The 16,367-nt window shown below is 74.0% G+C and carries 15 protein-coding genes; 3 read left to right on the top strand and 12 right to left on the bottom strand.

Translation table 11 applies throughout. The features are described 5' to 3' along the window. Window positions 1–118: 118 nt before the first annotated feature. The 4 genes from BUE43_RS06505 to BUE43_RS06490 all read right to left on the bottom strand — a co-directional run bounded on the left by BUE43_RS06505 (window position 119) and on the right by BUE43_RS06490 (window position 5,128). Complete coding sequence (locus tag BUE43_RS06505; RefSeq protein ID WP_073480490.1) at window positions 119–1,684, bottom strand: glycerol-3-phosphate dehydrogenase/oxidase; 1,566 nt, start codon at window positions 1,682–1,684, stop codon at window positions 119–121. A 130-nt stretch (window positions 1,685–1,814) separates the two neighbouring features. Continuing rightward, a complete protein-coding gene (glpK, locus tag BUE43_RS06500) occupies window positions 1,815–3,320 on the bottom strand; it encodes a glycerol kinase GlpK (protein WP_073480489.1) in 1,506 nt (501 codons plus the stop codon). A 47-nt stretch (window positions 3,321–3,367) separates the two neighbouring features. Then, window positions 3,368–4,081 carry an MIP/aquaporin family protein gene (locus tag BUE43_RS06495; RefSeq protein WP_073480488.1) on the bottom strand — a complete coding sequence of 238 codons (714 nt, stop codon included), beginning with the start codon at window positions 4,079–4,081 and terminating at the stop codon, window positions 3,368–3,370. Between the two features lie 273 nt (window positions 4,082–4,354). Beyond that, entirely contained in the window at window positions 4,355–5,128 is a 774-nt protein-coding gene (locus tag BUE43_RS06490; RefSeq protein WP_073480487.1) for an IclR family transcriptional regulator, read from the bottom strand. 364 nt (window positions 5,129–5,492) lie between these two features. On the opposite strand from BUE43_RS06490, the gene BUE43_RS06480 reads away from it, so the two are divergent. Next, on the top strand, window positions 5,493–6,209 hold the full coding sequence (locus tag BUE43_RS06480; RefSeq protein ID WP_143173994.1) for an RICIN domain-containing protein: 717 nt from the start codon (window positions 5,493–5,495) through the stop codon (window positions 6,207–6,209). A gap of 67 nt (window positions 6,210–6,276) precedes the next feature. On the opposite strand, the gene BUE43_RS06475 is transcribed toward BUE43_RS06480, so the two are convergent. The 6 genes from BUE43_RS06475 to uvrC form a co-directional block, all read right to left on the bottom strand. Then, window positions 6,277–6,684, bottom strand: a complete 408-nt coding sequence (locus tag BUE43_RS06475; protein ID WP_073480484.1) for a type II toxin-antitoxin system VapC family toxin — start codon at window positions 6,682–6,684, stop codon at window positions 6,277–6,279. Further along, a complete protein-coding gene (locus tag BUE43_RS06470; protein WP_073480483.1) occupies window positions 6,681–6,917 on the bottom strand; it encodes a FitA-like ribbon-helix-helix domain-containing protein in 237 nt (78 codons plus the stop codon). Before BUE43_RS06470 ends, BUE43_RS06475 begins: the two co-directional genes overlap by 4 nt. Before the next feature lie 77 nt (window positions 6,918–6,994). Further along, window positions 6,995–7,981 carry a DNA-binding protein WhiA gene (gene whiA, locus BUE43_RS06465; RefSeq protein WP_073480482.1) on the bottom strand — a complete coding sequence of 329 codons (987 nt, stop codon included), beginning with the start codon at window positions 7,979–7,981 and terminating at the stop codon, window positions 6,995–6,997. Further along, window positions 7,972–9,081: a gluconeogenesis factor YvcK family protein gene (locus BUE43_RS06460; protein ID WP_083959403.1), complete on the bottom strand. Its 1,110-nt coding sequence runs from the start codon at window positions 9,079–9,081 to the stop codon at window positions 7,972–7,974. Before BUE43_RS06460 ends, whiA begins: the two co-directional genes overlap by 10 nt. Further along, a complete protein-coding gene (gene rapZ / locus BUE43_RS06455) occupies window positions 9,078–9,935 on the bottom strand; it encodes an RNase adapter RapZ (protein ID WP_073480937.1) in 858 nt (285 codons plus the stop codon). Before rapZ ends, BUE43_RS06460 begins: the two co-directional genes overlap by 4 nt. Before the next feature lie 20 nt (window positions 9,936–9,955). After that, window positions 9,956–12,193: an excinuclease ABC subunit UvrC gene (gene uvrC / locus BUE43_RS06450; RefSeq protein WP_083959402.1), complete on the bottom strand. Its 2,238-nt coding sequence runs from the start codon at window positions 12,191–12,193 to the stop codon at window positions 9,956–9,958. Between the two features lie 99 nt (window positions 12,194–12,292). Between uvrC and BUE43_RS06445 the strand changes: the two genes are divergently transcribed. Both BUE43_RS06445 and BUE43_RS06440 read left to right on the top strand, forming a co-directional pair. Then, the gene (locus tag BUE43_RS06445; RefSeq protein WP_073480481.1) at window positions 12,293–12,748 is read left to right on the top strand and encodes a cupin domain-containing protein; all 456 of its coding nucleotides are present in this window, start codon (window positions 12,293–12,295) and stop codon (window positions 12,746–12,748) included. 469 nt (window positions 12,749–13,217) lie between these two features. After that, on the top strand, window positions 13,218–14,825 hold the full coding sequence (locus BUE43_RS06440; protein WP_073480480.1) for a S8 family serine peptidase: 1,608 nt from the start codon (window positions 13,218–13,220) through the stop codon (window positions 14,823–14,825). Between the two features lie 109 nt (window positions 14,826–14,934). Here BUE43_RS06440 and BUE43_RS06435 read toward each other — a convergent pair whose 3' ends face one another. Continuing rightward, the gene (locus BUE43_RS06435) at window positions 14,935–15,399 is read right to left on the bottom strand and encodes a Rieske (2Fe-2S) protein (protein WP_073480479.1); all 465 of its coding nucleotides are present in this window, start codon (window positions 15,397–15,399) and stop codon (window positions 14,935–14,937) included. 458 nt (window positions 15,400–15,857) lie between these two features. After that, window positions 15,858–16,298, bottom strand: a complete 441-nt coding sequence (locus BUE43_RS06430; protein ID WP_143173993.1) for a Rieske (2Fe-2S) protein — start codon at window positions 16,296–16,298, stop codon at window positions 15,858–15,860. Window positions 16,299–16,367 lie beyond the last annotated feature (69 nt).

The following is a 16,367-nucleotide window of genomic DNA, read 5'->3' as shown; positions in this document are numbered from 1 at the left end:
TACGGGAAAGCCGCCCTGCGTCCGTCGCCTGAAAGCATTCCGCCGCCGCGATGGGGCCGCGCCGGGTCGCGCGGCCCCACCCCGACGGCGGAAGTTGCCCAGCGTGATCAGCGTGACATCACGCGACCGCCGCGCCGGCCCCGTTGGCCGCGAGCAGCTCGGCGACCCGCGCCCGCACCTCCGGGGTGTCCAGCCCGCGCACCGACACCGTGGTGCGGCGGCGCAGCACGTCCTCCACGTCGCAGGCCCACTCCTGCCCGATGGCGTGCACCACCTGCGCCCAGATGTCCGGGCCGTCCGGGTGGACCCGCTCCAGCAGCGCCGGCTCGGCGGCGGCCAGCGCGACCACCTCGTGGCTGTGCGTCCCGTAGTGGGTGGCCAGGTGCGCGGCCACGTCGTCGGGCAGCTCCGGCGCGGCGGCCAGCAGCACCCGGCTGACGCTGTCCGGCTGGGCGGCGCCCGGCAGCGGGGCGGCCGCCCGGTCCAGCGCCTTCTCCAGGCCCGGCATGCCCAGTTGGGCCGCCACCCTGGCCAGCACCGTGCCGCCGATCTTGCGGAAGGTGGTCCACTTGCCGCCGGCCACGCTCAGCATCCCGCCGGAGCCGACGGTGATGACGGTCTCCCGCTTGGCGTTCTTGGTCTCCCCGGGGCCGCCGGGCAGCACCCGCAGACCGGCGAACGCGTACGCGATCCGGTCCCGGTCCAGCGCGTCGGCCTCGATGCCCAGCGCCGCCTCGCCCAGGATCTGGTCGACGTCGGCGTCGGTGCAGCGCACCTCGGCCGGGTCGCCCTCGTACGCCTCGTCGGTGGTGCCCAGCAGCAGCTGGCCCTCCCACGGGATCGCGAAGTTCACCCGGACGTCGTCGATCGGCGTGGTGACGGCGGCGCGCCACGGCCGCTCCGTGCGCAGCACCAGGTGCGCGCCCTTGGACAGCCGGACGCTGGGCGCGGCCTTCGGGTTCTCCATCCGCCGCAGGTGGTCCAGCCAGGGGCCGGTCGCGTTCACCACGACCCTGGCGTCCACGCCGAACTCGGTTCCGTCGACCCGGTCGCGCAGCTCGACGCCGGCGACCCTGCCGCCGACCTCGCGCAGGCCCGTGACCTCGGCGTGGTTGAGCAGCACCGCGCCCGACTCGACGGCCGCGCGCGCGGACATGACCGCGACGCGGCTGTCGTTCATCTGGTGGTCGTAGTAGAGGGCGCAGCCGCGCAGGCCGGCCAGCTTCAGGCCGGGCGCGAGCTCCCTGGCCCGCGCCGGCGAGACGACCTTGCCGGTGCCGTCGCCGAACCCGGACAGGGCGCTGTAGAGCAGGACGCCCGCGCCCAGCTTGAGCCGGGAGTGCGGGCCGTCCTCGAACACCGGCACCAGGAACGGCAGCGGCCGGACCAGGTGCGGCGCGAGCTTGTCGCCGAGCGCGCGGCGCTCGACGTGGTTCTCGTGCACCAGGCGCACGTCGCCCATCGCGAGGTAGCGCAGGCCGCCGTGCACCAGCTTGGACGAGGCGCTGGAGGTCGCTCCGGCGAAGTCACCCCGCTCCAGCAGGGCCACCCGCAACCCGGCCCGCGCCGCGGCCCACGCCGTGGCGATGCCCAGGATGCCACCGCCGACCACGGCCACGTCGAACGTGCCGCGGCCCAACTTCTCCCTGGTCAGTGCGCGCTGCTCGGCCACCGACTCGGACATCGGGGAACTCTCCTTCCAGTGTTTGTGCGGGACACCCGCACCCCGTCGCCGCCCGCAGCCGGAGAACCCGTCTGCGGACAGCCCACATGGGTGGGGCCGGACCGGTGTCATCACCGGCCCGGCCCCCGTCTCACTCGTCGTCCTCGTCGATCCAGTCCATCGTGCGCTGGACCGCCTTCTTCCACTTGCGGTAGCCCTTGTCCCGGAGCGCGTCGGCGGCGTCGCCCGTCGCGGGCAGCCACTCGGCGGCGCGGTGCCAGTTCTCCCGCAACGCGTCGGTGCTGGGCCAGAAGCCCACCGCCAGACCCGCCGCGTAGGCGGCGCCCAGGCAGGTGGTCTCGGCGATGATCGGCCGCACCACGGGCACGTCGAGGACGTCGGACAGGAACTGCATCAGCAGGTTGTTGGCGGTCATGCCGCCGTCGACCTTGAGGGTGGTCAGCTCGACGCCGGAGTCGGCGTTCATCGCGTCGACGACCTCGCGCGTCTGCCACGCGGTGGCCTCCAGCACCGCCCTGGCCAGGTGGCCCTTGGTGATGTAGCCGGTCAGGCCGGCGATCACGCCGCGGGCGTCGCCCCGCCAGTGCGGGGCGAACAGGCCGGCGAAGGCCGGCACGAAGTAGCAGCCGCCGTTGTCGTCGACGGTGCGGGCCAGCGTCTCGATCTCCGGGGCGCTGGCGATCAGGCCCATGTTGTCGCGGAACCACTGCACCAGCGACCCGGTCACCGCGATCGCGCCCTCCAGCGCGTAGGTGGCCGGCTGGTCGCCGATCTTGTACCCGACCGTGGTGAGCAGGCCGTTGGCCGACTGGACGGGCTGCTCGCCGGTGTTGAGCAGCAGGAAGCTGCCCGTGCCGTAGGTGCACTTGCCCTCGCCGGGCGCGTAGCAGGTCTGGCCGAACAGCGCGGCCTGCTGGTCGCCGAGCGCCGAGGCCACCGGCAGGCCCTCCAGGGTGCCGGTCGCGTGCCCGTAGACCTCGGCGGAGGAGCGGATCTCCGGGAGCATGGCGCGCGGCACGCCCATCGCGGCGAGCAGCTCGTCGTCCCAGTCCAGGGTGGCCAGGTCCATCAGCATGGTCCGGCTGGCGTTGGTCACGTCGGTGACGTGCCGGCCGGTCAGCTTCCAGATCAGCCAGGTGTCCATCGTGCCGAACAGGACCTCGCCGCGCTCGGCCCGCTCGCGCGCGCCGGGCACGTTGTCCAGCAGCCAGCGGATCTTCGGGCCGGCGAAGTAGGTGGCCAGCGGCAGCCCGCACCTCGCCCGGAACCGGTCCTGCCCGCCGTCGGCGGCCAGCTCGCGGACCAGCTGGTCGGTGCGGGTGTCCTGCCAGACGATCGCGTTGTGCACCGGCTCGCCGGTCGTGGCGTCCCACAGCACCGTGGTCTCGCGCTGGTTGGTGATGCCCACCGCGGCGAGGTCGTGCACGGTGATCGACATCTTCTGGAGCGCACCGTGCACGACGTCGAGCACGTTGGCCCAGATCTCCTGGGCGTCGTGCTCGACCCAGCCCGGCTTCGGGAAGATCTGGCGGTGCTCCTTCTGGGCGACCGAGACGATGCTGCCGGCCTCGTCGAAGACGATGCACCGGGAGGAGGTCGTCCCCTGGTCGATGGCGGCGATGTAGCGGTGGCTCACGGCGGCGTCCCTCGTGTTCGTCGTCATGGGGTCAGGAGGCGGCGGGGTCAGAAGGCAGCTGAGGCGAGCAGGCCGGCGGCCGCGGCGCCGAGCAGCGGCCCCACCACCGGAACCCAGGCGTAGCCCCAGTCGGAACCACCCTTGCCGGGGATCGGCAGCACCGCGTGCGCGACGCGCGGTCCCAGGTCGCGGGCCGGGTTGATGGCGTAGCCGGTCGGGCCGCCCAGCGACATGCCGATGCCCACGACCAGCAGCGCCACGATCAGCGTGCCGGTGCCGGACAGCTTCAGCCCCTCGGTCTGGCCGCTGCCCAGGATCACGAAGACCAGCACGAACGTCGCGAGGAACTCGGTGACCAGGTTCTGGACCGGGTGACGCACCTCCGGGCCGGTGGCGAAGATCCCGAGCACGTCGTCCTTGTTGTGCGCCCGGAACTGCCCCAGGTAGGCCAGCCAGCACAGGACGGCGCCGACGAAGGCGCCGAGGAACTGCGCGGCCAGGTAGAGCGGGACCTTGCCCCACTCACCGGTCCTGGTGGCGATGCCGATGGTGACGGCGGGGTTGAGGTGCGCGCCGGACAGCGACTGCGTCGCGTACGCGGCGGCGAGAACGGCGAAGCCCCAGCCGAAGGTGACCACCGGCCAGCCGGCGCCCTTCGCCTTGGACTTGGTGAGCGTGACGGCGGCGCAGACGCCGTTGCCGAGCAGCAGCAACAGCGCCGTGCCGAGGAACTCCCCCAAGAAGATCGACTTGTCGGTCATGGGCATCCCTTGTTGGGAAGGGCCGGAACCTGCCCGGCATCGTTGACGGGAGTCGGCGTACGGGGGGTCCGAATGCCGTTCGACAATGTCGTACGCCGGTTGGCGCAGATTCTTTGCTCACCCGAACGCGGAAGTCAAGACCCGGTTACCGGTCAGTTACCTCGATCAACGGCCGAACCGGTCCGGAGCCCGACCAGCGCCCGACCCGCGCCGAGGGCACGGCGGAGTACGCGGTCCGCCAGCGTCGGCACACCGCGTCGAGCCCTCGTGGGCTCACCAGGGGATGGCCCCCAGGTCACGCGATATCGCCCTGGCCGCCTCGCGCACGTAGGACACCAGCTCGGCCCGGGGCGTCCCGGCGTCCTCCCCGGCCAGCCCGCACAGCCGCTCGATCGGCCCGGAGATCCCGATCGCGCCCACCGTCACGCCCCTGCGGTCCCGGATCGGCGCGGCGACCGAGACCTCGCCCTCGACCATCTCCTCGACGTCGCTGGCCCAGCCCCGGCTCCTGACCTCGGCCAGCACCGCCCGGAGCCGGTCGGGGTCGGTGCAGGTGGCCGGCGTGAACCCGGTCAGGCGGGCCGGGTCGAGCTGGTCGACCGGGTCGTTGGCCAGCAGCACCTTGCCCAGCGCGCTCGCGTGCGCCGGCAGCAACGCGCCGACCTCCAGCACCTGGCTGCTGTTGTCCGGCCGGAACACGTGGTGCACGACCAGCACCTGCCCCTCGTGCAGGGTGCCGATCCGCACGCTCTCCTTGCTGCGCGCCGCCAGGGAGTCCGACCAGTTCAACGCGCGCGTGCGCAGCTCGTTGACGTCCAGGTAGCTGCTGCCGATGTGGAACAGCGCCGCGCCGAGCTGGTACTTGCCGGTGTCCGGGCTCTGTTCCACGAAGCCCACGTGCTGCAACGTCCGCAGGATGCCGTGCACCGTGCCCTTGGGCAGGCCCAGCGCGGTGGCGAGCTCGGCGACGCCCATCTTGCGCGCGCCGCCCGACAGCAGACGCAGGATCGCTGCCGCCCGCTCGATGGACTGAATAGGCCCCGGCATGCGGATCACTGTACAACCGCGTTCGACATTGTCGAACGGGTGCGGGGGCTGGCGACAGCGTGCCCGCCGCGCTGGCACCGGCGGACCCCGGCACGCGGTCCCGCCGGTGTCCCGTCCGGGCGCCGGTCACACGTCCGGTTGGACCTCGGCGCCGACCCGCGTCGTCAGCGCCGCCGGAGCCGCCCGGCGTCGCCATGATGTCGGCGGTTCCGCGGCCGGCGTCGCCATGAGCCCCGGAACCAGGACCGCACCGCGCGACGTGCGGCCGGCACGGAGCCACCCGGACACCCCGACTTCGCGCGGCCGGGCCGCCGAACGCCGTCGGTGCGGCGACACGGACACCAACACCAACGACAGGAGCACCGTGCGCAGGATGTTTCCGCCCCGCAGGGCAGGACTCGGGTTCGCGTTCCTGATGGGCGTGGCCGCGCTTCTCTTCCCGACCACCCCCACGGCCGGCGCCAGCGCGGCGTCCACGGCGTCCGGCCCGGACGTGTGGACCGGCAGCACCACACTCGTCGACGGCGGCGACCGGGCCGCAGCCGACTGTCACCCCAAGGTCGACTTCCTGGTCAACAACAAGGCGGTGAAGCACCCCGAGACCGGGGACCCGCACCTGCTGGCGACCGAGGTCCGCGACGGCTCGCCGGAGCCGGGGGCCCCGGTCGGCCTCAACCACTTCGTCCGGAGCGACCACCAGCTCCTGGACATCTGCGTCGACCCCGAGGAGCGGCGCGCGCTCTACCTCAAGCCCCGGCACTCCCCCGACCGCTCCCTCTGCTACGGCGTGCCCCGGCGCAACAACGTGGACAACGGCGCCCTGACCCAGGTGCCCTGCGCCGGAACCCGGGACGGCACGACCTTCGCCCTCTTCGACAAGCACGACGAGGACAGCAGCGTCGTCCTCAAGGTCGTGCACCGCGACCGCTCGGGGAACACGACCTTCAAGTGCGTGGTCCCCTCCGGCGGGCGGGTCGGGCCGGCGGAGAACCTGGTCCAGGTCCCCTGCGACTCGGTCGACACCACCAAGTCGCAGAACCGCTGGATGTTCGTCGGTCTCCCCAGGACTGACGAGCAGTAGAAAGAGCAGTCCCGCGGCGGTCTGGTTCGTGCGCTCCCACGCCACGAACCAGGCCGCCCGGTCGTGATCAACGCCCAAACAGCTCCAGGTGACAGGGAAGACCCGGCGCTCTGCTCAACCTCGCGTCGCTTGTCACGAGGGGAAGATTCAAAGCCGCAGCCAGTGCCACGTAGAGCGCGTCGTAGAAAGTGACGGCGCCGCGCAGCTGCCAGGCGGCGTTCGCCAAGGGGCCTGTATGGGGATACCTCTGCTCAACAAGATGTGGCAACGTTCGCAGGGTCATCGTCGCGAGCTCCGGACTCACGTCTCCGGCCAGTTCGAGACGACGGAGAACGTTTCCCACCTCGGCGTCCAGGTGGTGCGGCGCATGGCACCTCGCCTTGCCGATCCTCAATCGGAGCTCAGCCGCCGCCTCATCCTTGTCATTCAGCGCGGCGAAAAGATATGCCGAAGCATCAATGACGAACTCGTTCACCGACGCTCCGCCGCGACGTGCGCCGCGAGACTCTCCGCCGTCACGTTACGCGGGCGCTCCTCGGCGAGCGCGGCCTCGATCTCGGCGAGCACTTCCTGCTTGGTCCGCTGGCGCGCCATCTCGATCACCTGCTCCCGCATGTAGGACTGGATCGACTGGCCGGCCGCGCGGGCCCGCTGCCTGATCACCTCGTACGCCTCTTCGGGAACATCTCTGATCTGGATAGTCGCCATAGCGCGAGAGTAGCGCTGTAGCGCTACTCTCGCGCTCAACGGGCAGACGATCACGCCAGCAGGTGAGGGGGCGCCGGTCATGCCTCCGCTTCGAGCATCTCCGGCGTGACCGCCGACTCGGTGTCCGGCACGCCCAGCTCGCGGGCGCGCTTGTCGGCCATCGCCAGCAGCCGCCGGATGCGGCCGGCCACCGCGTCCTTGGTCATCGGCGGCTCGGAGAGCTGCCCGAGCTCCTCCAGCGACGCCTGCCGGTGGCTCAGCCGGAGCTGACCCGCCGCCACCAGGTGGTCCGGCGCCTGCTCGCCCAGGATGTCCAACGCGCGCGCGACCCGCGCCGCCGCGGCCACCGCCGCCCGCGCCGACCGCCGCAGGTTGGCGTCGTCGAAGTTCGCCAGCCGGTTGGCGGTCGCCCGCACCTCCCGGCGCATCCGGCGCTCCTCCCAGGCCAGCACGCTGGAGTGCGCGCCGAGCCTGGTGAGCATCGCGCCGATGGCGTCGCCGTCGCGCACCACGACGCGGTCGGCGCCCCGCACCTCCCGCGACTTGGCCTGGATGCCGAGCCGCCGCGCGGCCCCGACCAGCGCCAACGCCGCCTCCGGCCCCGGGCAGGTGACCTCCAGGGCGCTGGAGCGGCCCGGCTCGGTCAGCGAGCCGTGCGCCAGGAACGCGCCCCGCCACGCGGCCTCGGAGTCGCAGACGCCGCCGGACACCACCGGCGCCGGCAGACCGCGCACCGGACGGCCCCTCGGGTCGAGCAGGCCGGTCTGCCGCGCCAGGCCCTCGCCGTCCCTGACCACGCGCACCACGTACCGCGTGCCCTTGCGCAGGCCGCCGGACGTGATCACGTGCACGTCCGAGGTGTGCCCGAACAGCTCGTGGATCTCCTTGCGCAGCCGACGCGCGGTCGACCCGGTGTCGAGCTCGGCCTCGACCACGACCCGACCCGCCACGATGTGCAGGCCACCGGCGAACCGCAGCAGCGAGGAGACCTCGGCGCGGCGGCAGCAGGTCTTGGTCACGCTCAGGCGGCTCAACTCGTCCTTGACCGCCGCGGTCATCGCCACGGGGCGTCCTCCTCTCGCTCTGCGGCGCGCGGGTGCGCTGACGGCGGGGCAACGCCCCCGCCGGCGCCGCTGTTCCCCGTCGCCGTCGCGACGCCGTCGCCTTCCGGCGGGAAAGCCTCCCGCAGGCTCGCGGCCAACGCCTCCGGGTCGTGCCGGGCCGACCCGGACGAGACCGCGGCCACCCGGCCCAGCACCGTCCTGGCGCCCAGCTCCGCCGCGGCGCGCCGCAACCGGTCGGGGGTGGGTGTCGACTCGTCGGCCACGACCGCGTCCACGCGCAGGCGCGGCGCGTGCTCGGCCAACACGTGCAGGTGCTGCTCCGGCGAGAAACCCGCGGTCTCCCCCGGCTGGGGCTCCAGGTTGAGCACGACCACGCGGTGGGCCGAGGTCCGCACCAGCGCGTCGTGCAGCTCGGGCACCATCAGGTGCGGCAGCACGCTGGTGAACCACGAGCCGGGGCCGAGCAGCACGACGTCGGCGTCCAGCACCGCGCGCACCGCCTCCTGGCAGGCCCTGGGCATGGCGGCCGGGTCGTCGGCCCGCAGCAGCCGCACGCGCCGCACCCGGCCGGGCGTGGTGGCCACGGCCACCTGCCCCCGGATGCGGCGCACCGCGCGCGGGTCCTCGTCCAGACCGGTCACCTCGGCCTCGATGTCCAGCGGGTCCTCCGACATCGGCAGCACCCGGCCGCGCACGCCCAGCAGCCGCCGGGCCTCGTCCAGCGCGGCCACCGGGTCGCCGAGCACCTCCAGCAGCCCGGCCAGCACCAGGTTGCCGACCGAGTGCCCGGCCAACGCCCCGCTGCCGCCGAAGCGGTGCTGGAACACCTCGGCCCACAGCCTGCCGCCGCCGTCGGCCGCGGCGAGCGCGGCGAGCGCCTTGCGCAGGTCTCCCGGCGGCAGCATGCCCAACTCGCGGCGCAACCGGCCGGAGGACCCGCCGTCGTCGGCGACGGTGACCACGGCGGTGACGTCGTCGGTCACCCGGCGGAGCGCGCCCAGCGTGGCCTGGAGCCCGTGGCCGCCGCCGAGCGCGACCGCGCGAAGTCCCGCCTGGTGCCGTGGGGTGGAGCCGTTGGTGCCGTTGGTGCTGTTCGTCACTCGCGCCCCAGGTCCCGGTGCACGACCTTGACCGCCATTCCGTCCTCGGTGGCCAGTCTGCTGGCCAGTTCCTCGGAGATCGCCACACTCCGGTGCTTACCACCGGTGCAGCCCACGGCCAGCGTCAGGTACCGCTTGCCCTCGCGGCGGTAGCCGGCGCCGATGAGCCGCAGCAGCTCGTGGTAGCGGTCCAGGAACTCGTCCGCGCCCTCCTGGGTGAGCACGTAGTTGCGCACGTCGTCGTCCAGGCCGCTCTGCTCGCGCAGCTCGGGGATCCAGAACGGGTTGGGCAGGAAGCGCACGTCCATCACCAGGTCGGCGTCCATCGGCAGGCCGTACTTGTAGCCGAAGGACAGGACGGTGACCCGGGTGCGGGTGCTGGCCTCGGTGCCGAACGCGTCCTCGATCTTGGCCCGGAGCTGGTGCACGGACAGGCCGCTGCTGTCCAGCACCAGGTCGGCCTCCTCCCGCAGCGGGGCCAGCAGGCGGCGCTCCGTCTCGATGCCGTCAGCCAGCCGGCCGTCGCCCTGCAGCGGGTGGCCCCGCCGGACCGCCTCGAACCGGCGGATCAGCACCGCGTCGGTCGCCTCCAGGAACAACACCCTGGGCTTGTAGCCCCTGGCGTCCAGGTCCTTGATCACCGAGGCGAGGTCCTCGGTGAACGCCCGGCTCCGCACGTCCATCACCACGGCGACCCTGGTGATCGCGCCCCGCGACGTCGCCCCCAGCTCCACCATGGTGGAGATCAGCTCCGGCGGCAGGTTGTCCACCACGAACCAGCCGAGGTCCTCCAGGCACTTGGCCGCGGTGCTGCGACCAGCGCCGGACAGCCCGGACACGACGGCGACCTCGATACCCGCCTTCTCCCCGCTCACTACCTCTCCCCGTTCCGCCCGGCTCCCGCCGGGTCAGTGCTCGCTGTGTCGTCTCCCCCGACACCCCGCCGCGCGGCGCCGTCGTCCCCCGAGCCAGCTCCCCCGGCGCCACCGGGGAGTGCTCCGCCACCAGGCCCCCCGGCCTGGGTCCCGCCCGTCGCCGCCCCCGCGAGCGGGGCCGTCGGCGCTGGTTCCGCCGCCGGCGCTGCCGGCGCCACCGGTGCTGCCTGCGCCACCGGTGCTGCCTGCGCCAGCGCTGCTGGCGGTGCCGGCGGCGTCCCCTCGCCGTCGGCGGCGGCCCCACCCGCCTCGCCCAGCAGCGCGGCGTGCACCGCCTCCGCCGTCCGCCGGCCCACGCCGGGCACGGCGCTGATCTCCTCGACGCTGGCCTCCCGCAGGCGGCGCACCGAGCCGAAGTGCTTCAGCAACGCCGCCCTGCGCGTCTGCCCGAGCCCGGGCACGTCGTCCAGCGCCGAGGCGGTCATCCGCTTCGAGCGCTTCTGGCGGTGGTAGCCGATGGCGAACCGGTGCGCCTCGTCGCGCACCCGCTGGAGCAGGTACAACGCCTCGCTGGTGCGCGGCAGGATGAGCGGGTCGGCCTCCCCGGGGACCCACACCTCCTCCAGCCGCTTGGCCAATCCCACCACGGCGACGTCGGTGACACCCAATTCGGCGAGCACGTCGGCCGCCGCCTCGACCTGCGGGGCGCCGCCGTCGACGACCAGGAGGTTGGGCGGGTAGGCGAACCTGCGCGGCCGACCGGTCTCCGGGTCGATGCCCGCGGGGCCCTCCCCCCCGGCGGCCTCCCCGGTCTCCCGCAGGTAGGCCGTGAACCGCCGGCGGACGACCTCGGCGATCGAGCCGACGTCGCCCCGCTCGGCGCCCTCGCGGACCGCGAACCGCCGGTACTCGGACTTGCGGGCCAGGCCGTCCTCGAACACCACCAGCGAGGCCACCACGTCGCTGCCCTGCACGTGGCTGACGTCGACGCACTCGATCCGCAGCGGCGCGGTCTCCAGCCCCAGCGACTCCTGGAGCTCCTGCAACGCGGCGGAGCGGGCCGTGAGGTCGCCGGCGCGGCGCAGCTTGTGCTGGGCGAACGCCTCGGTGGCGTTGCGCGCGACGGTCTCCATCAACGCCCGCTTGTCGCCGCGCTGCGGCACCCGGAGCTGCACCCGGGAGCCCCGCAGCTCGCTGAGCCAGTCGGCGAGGGTGTCGGCGTCGGCCGGCAGCTCCGGCACGAGCACCTCCCTGGGCACCGGGCTGCCGCCGCCGGTGTCGGACTGCTCGGCCAGCGCCGCCTGCTCGCCGTAGAACTGGCTGAGGAACTGGGCGACCAGGCCGGGGGTGTCGGCCTCCTCGACCTTGTCGATCACCCAGCCGCGCTGGCCGCGCACCCGGCCACCGCGCACGTGGAAGACCTGGACGGCGGCCTCCAGCTCGTCCTGGGCGAAGGCCACCACGTCGGCGTCGGTGCCGTCGCCGAGCACCACGGCCTGCTTCTCCATCGCCCGGCGCAGCGCGCCGACGTCGTCGCGGAGCCGCGCGGCGCGCTCGAACTCCAGCTCCTCGGCGGCGGCGGCCATCTCCCGCTCCAGCCGCCGCACGAGCGAGTCGGTGCGCCCGGCGAGGAAGTCGCAGAAGTCCTCGACGATGGCGCGGTGCTGGTCGGGGGAGACCCGGCCCACGCAGGGCGCCGAGCACTTGTCGATGTAGCCGAGCAGGCAGGGCCGGCCGATCTGCTGGTGCCGCCGGAACACGCCCGCGGAGCAGGTGCGCGAGGGGAACACGCGCAGCAGCAGGTCGAGCGTCTCGCGGATCGCCCAGGCGTGGGCGTAGGGGCCGAAGTACCGCACGCCCTTCTTCCGGGGGCCGCGGTAGACGTGCAGCCGGGGGAACTCCTCGTGCAGGGTCACCGCCAGCACCGGGTACGACTTGTCGTCGCGGTAGCGGACGTTGAACCGGGGGTCGAACTCCTTGATCCAGGAGTACTCGAGCTGGAGCGCCTCCACCTCCGTGCTGACCACCGTCCACTCGACGGCCGCCGCGGTGGTCACCATCTGCCGGGTGCGCGGGTGCAGGGTCGCGAGGTCGGCGAAGTAGGAGGAGAGTCGGCTGCGCAGGCTCTTGGCCTTGCCGACGTAGATGACCCGCCCGGTCACGTCGCGGAACTTGTAGACCCCTGGTGCGTCCGGGATGGTGCCCGGTGCCGGGCGGTAGGTCGACGGGTCGGCCACGCCCTCAGCCTACGGGCCGGCACCGTCACCCACCCATTCGTGGGTGACGTTTCCGGATTCCCCCTCGGCCGGGTACACCACCGTGGATAAGCTGATCAGGTGACGTCGCTGCCTGCCGCCTTCGCCCAGCTCCCCGAGGACGGCGAGCGGTTGCGCGCCCCAGCCGGCGAGTACGTCGTCCGGCTTCCCGGCTCCGCGACCGGCGGCGCGCTGTCCATCGTGGAGTTCCGGTTCCCTCCGGGCGCGCTGGGCGCGGCGCCGCACGTGCACCACGGCCACGAGGAGTACTTCTACGTGCTCGACGGCGAGGTCACCTTCGACGTCGACCGGGGAGCGCGGACGGTCGGCGCCGGCGGCGCCGTCGCGGTCCCCCGGGGTGTGGCCCACGGCTTCCGCAACGAGGGCACGGCGTGGGCGCGGTGCCTGTTCGTGCTCACCCCCGCCGGGTACGAGGACTACTTCCGCGCGATCGACCGGGCGCTGACGCACGGCGAGGAGCTGACCGGCGACCGGCTGGCGGCGCTGCGGGCCCGGTTCGCGACCGAAACGCTCTGACGACCGGGGCGCTCCGGGGCCGGGGCGCTTTGGAACCGCTTTGGAACCAGGGTGCTTTGGGACCGCGGCGCTCTGGGCCGGGCGTTCCGGACCGCGCCCCCCGGCTCGGCCGCAGTGGTGCGGAGCCGGGTGATCCGTCAGCCCCCAAGCTGTCACCTCTCCGTGTTGCTTCCGCTACCCGCCGCTGCGAGTGCCGGAAGCCGCACCTACCGTCGAATCACGGTCGGCGATCGCCATCCCTCGACGGACCGGTACCGGTCCGGCACCGCCCTCACGTGTGGTCACCCCACGCGGGGCTGACCGCAGTGGCCGACCGCGTCGGCCCGCCGACCGGCGAACCCGCCGCCTGCCCGCGCGCGCATCTCCTGACGCACCCAGCTCACCGACGCGCGCACCTCACTGACGCACGCACCTCCTGACCAGCCCTTCGTGACGCTCACTCGGCCTCTCGGAAGTGGAGAACGTCGCCATGGCTCTCTCGTCGTCGTTCGCCCCGGTGCCCCCTCCGCCCCGCCGCCGGCGCGGTCGCCGCCCGGCCGCCCCGGTCCTGACCTCCCTCACCGCCGGCGCGGTCGCCGCGGCGGCGCTCGTCGCGGTCGGGCCGACGGCCACGAGCGCCGCCCCCACCGCGGCCGGGGACGGAGCGGAACCCGAAGGCCGCGTGTCGCACAAGGTGTCGGTCGCCGGGCTCGCCAGCGGCGCGCGGTTCCGCGGCTTCATCGTCAAGTACCGCGCGGGCAGCGCGCCCGCCGGTGGCGACCTGAACGCCGCCCAGGCCGGGCTGGGCGCGCACGACGGCGTCCACCTGTCCGCGGCCGCGCCCGTGGCCCTCGGCCACGTCGTGGTGCGCCCCGATCCCGCACCGACCGACGCCCAGCACGCCGAACGGCTCATGCACACGATCGCCGACCACCCCGACGTCGAGTTCGTGGAGCCGAACCTCGTCCTGCCGGCGCCCGGCCTGCCGGACCGTTCCACCGCCGTCGGCCCGAACGACCCGCGGTTCCCCGAGCAGTGGTCCCTCCAGGGGCCGCCCCGGGAGCCCGCCGGGGTGAACGCGACGGCCGCGTGGGCCTGGGGCGCCAGGGGGAAGGGGGTCGTCGTCGCCGTGGTCGACACCGGCCGCACCGCCCACCCCGACCTGGACAGCCGGTACGTCAAGGGCTTCGACTTCATCACCGACGACCTGATGTCCAGGGACGGCGACGGGTGGGACGACGACCCCGCCGACGAGGGCGACTGGACCGTGGAGGACGAGTGCGGTCCCGACGTGCCGGGCGGCGCGAGCACCTGGCACGGGACGCACGTCGCCGGGACCGTGGCCGCGGTGGCCGACGACGGCTACGGCGTGGCCGGGGTCGCCCCCCAGGCGCGGATCCAGCCGGTCCGCGTTCTCGGCGCGTGCGGCGGGACGATCGCCGACGTCACCAACGGCATCGCCTGGGCGGCCGGGCTGCCGGTGCCGGGCGCGCCGGCCAACCCCACGCCGGCCAAGGTGATCAACCTCAGCCTCGGTGGCCGGGAGGACTGCCCGAGGGCGCTCAACTCGGCGCTGCACGAGTCCTACCTGCGGGGCGCGATCGCGGTGATCGCGGCCGGCAACAGCAACGGCCCCGCCGACGAGCACACCCCGGCCAACTGCACGGCGCCCAAGATCGTGGTCGCCGCGCTGGACCGCGAGGGCAACCGGGCCGCCTACTCCAACCACGGCTGGCCGGTCGACGTCGCGGCACCGGGCGGCGAGACCCGGCCCACGCGGGAGAACGGCGTGCTGTCCACCGTGAACACCGGGCAGCGGACCCCGGCCGAGCCCGGCTGGGCCTACTACCAGGGCACGAGCATGGCGACGCCGCACGTCGCCGGGCTCGCGGCGCTGCTCCTCGGGCAGGGCCTGAGCCCGTACCTGGTGAAGTGGGCGATCCAGAACACCGCCCGGGTGCTGCCGGGGGTGTGCGACGCGGAGTCCCGGTCGGAGTGCGGCGCCGGGATGATCGACGCCGGCGCGGCGGTCGGCATCGTGGCCAACCTGGTCTCCGACGCGAAACGGGTGGTGCCGCTGCCGGCGTTGCCGCGCTGAGTCGCACGGGCTGAGTCGCACGGGCTCAGTCACACGGGCTCAGTCACACGCGCTGAGGCGGACGCACCGAGCAGCACAGGCTGAGCCGCGCCGGGCGCCGGCGGCGCGTTCAGGCCAGGACCACGTGCTCGCCCTCGACCTTCACCGGGACGGCGGTCAGGCCGCGCGTGGCCGGCCCGCGGCGCAGCGCCCCGGTGGGTCCGTCGAACTGGCTGGCGTGGCAGGGGCAGGTGATCACGCCGTCGACCGGCGGGGGCACGGTGCACCCCTGGTGGGGGCAGGTGGGGTCGAAGCCGCGCACGTCGGCCTCCGCCGGTCGGACCAGCAGGAGCTTGCGACCGTCCGGCCGGTCCACGACCCGGCCGCCGCCCAGCGGGATGTCGGCCACCGCCGCCACCGGCGGCGGCCCGGCCGGCGAGGACGGGGCGCTCGACGACGTCGGCTCCCGTCTCGGCGGGCTGACCGGCGGGACCGGGGGCTCGGTCCCCGTGTCGCACCCGCCCCAGCCGGGGGCCGACAGCGTCACCGCGAGACCGTGCAGCACCTGCCGACGTCGGGGTCTCACCTCGTCCATGACCAGCCTCCAAGCTCGGCGCTGCGGTCATGGGACGCCCGGCGCGGACAGTGCGCAAGCCGGCGGGCGCGGGCGTCATCGATCGGGGAAGCGCTGGTCACGCCGGTCGCGGCCGATCTTGCGGAGTTGTCCACAGGTGAGGGCGGGGGTCGCGGGTCCGCGTGGGTCCGAGGGGCCCGGATCACCGGTTGTCCACAGGTCCGGTGGCGGAGTTGTCCACAGTCACCCGGTTTTGTCCACAGCGCAGCGTGATGCCTTTTGACGCTGTGTGATGGGCCGATAGGCTGGAGCAGGGCTCGCCCCCCAGGGCGGGTGGGGGCTGTCCTGGGACGGGAGGCGTTCCGGGGGCGGACGAGGATCACCGGTCCGGGTGGGGGCCAGCCCGCCGCGCCGGCGATCACCGGCGGCTCCGACCGGTCGTTCCGGGAGCCACGGGCGCGCCGCCGCTCCGAAGCGGGTCAGGCGAGGACGACCTGGCCGTCCCGCACCGCCACGGGCACCGCGGTCAGGCCGCGCACGGCCGGCCCCCTGCGCACCTCGCCGCTGCTGGCGTCGAACTCGCTGCCGTGCGTCGGGCAGACGGCCACACCCCTGGCCGGCTCGGACACCAGCGCGCCCAGGTGTGGGCAGGTGGGGTCGAACGCCCGGACCTCGGCCTCGGCCGGCCGCACCAGCAGCAGCCGGCCGCCGTTCGGGACGTCGACCAGGCGGCCGCCGCCGACCGGCAGGTCGGCCACAGCGGCCACCTTCGTGCCCGGCTGCGCGCCGCCCACCCCGCCCTTCCGGGCGGTTCGGGTCGGCTCACCGCACGCCGCAACGACGCCGGGCGCCGCCAGCGCCACCGCAAGGCCGCACAACACCGACCGGCGCGACCGCACCGCGTCGCCCGCGTCGCTCACCCCGGGACCTCCCTCGCTCGCTCCCCCGATCCTCACATCCGGGGTCGCGGCGACGTGCGGCCGGGTCGG

It is taken from the genome of Streptoalloteichus hindustanus (assembly GCF_900129375.1).
GTDB classification, from domain to species: Bacteria; Actinomycetota; Actinomycetes; order Mycobacteriales; family Pseudonocardiaceae; genus Streptoalloteichus; species Streptoalloteichus hindustanus.
The sequence above is the reverse complement of the archived record's forward strand: the minus strand, read 5'-3'. Positions and strand labels throughout refer to the sequence as shown.

Coding starts and splice junctions, on each gene's coding strand:
- BUE43_RS06440 (WP_073480480.1), top strand. CDS start 13,218: ATGGCTCTCTCGTCGTCGTTCGCCCCGGTGCCCCCTCCGCCCCGCCGC.
- BUE43_RS06435 (WP_073480479.1), bottom strand. CDS start 15,399: ATGGACGAGGTGAGACCCCGACGTCGGCAGGTGCTGCACGGTCTCGCG.
- BUE43_RS06490 (WP_073480487.1), bottom strand. CDS start 5,128: ATGCCGGGGCCTATTCAGTCCATCGAGCGGGCGGCAGCGATCCTGCGT.
- BUE43_RS06505 (WP_073480490.1), bottom strand. CDS start 1,684: ATGTCCGAGTCGGTGGCCGAGCAGCGCGCACTGACCAGGGAGAAGTTG.
- BUE43_RS06495 (WP_073480488.1), bottom strand. CDS start 4,081: ATGACCGACAAGTCGATCTTCTTGGGGGAGTTCCTCGGCACGGCGCTG.
- BUE43_RS06470 (WP_073480483.1), bottom strand. CDS start 6,917: ATGGCGACTATCCAGATCAGAGATGTTCCCGAAGAGGCGTACGAGGTG.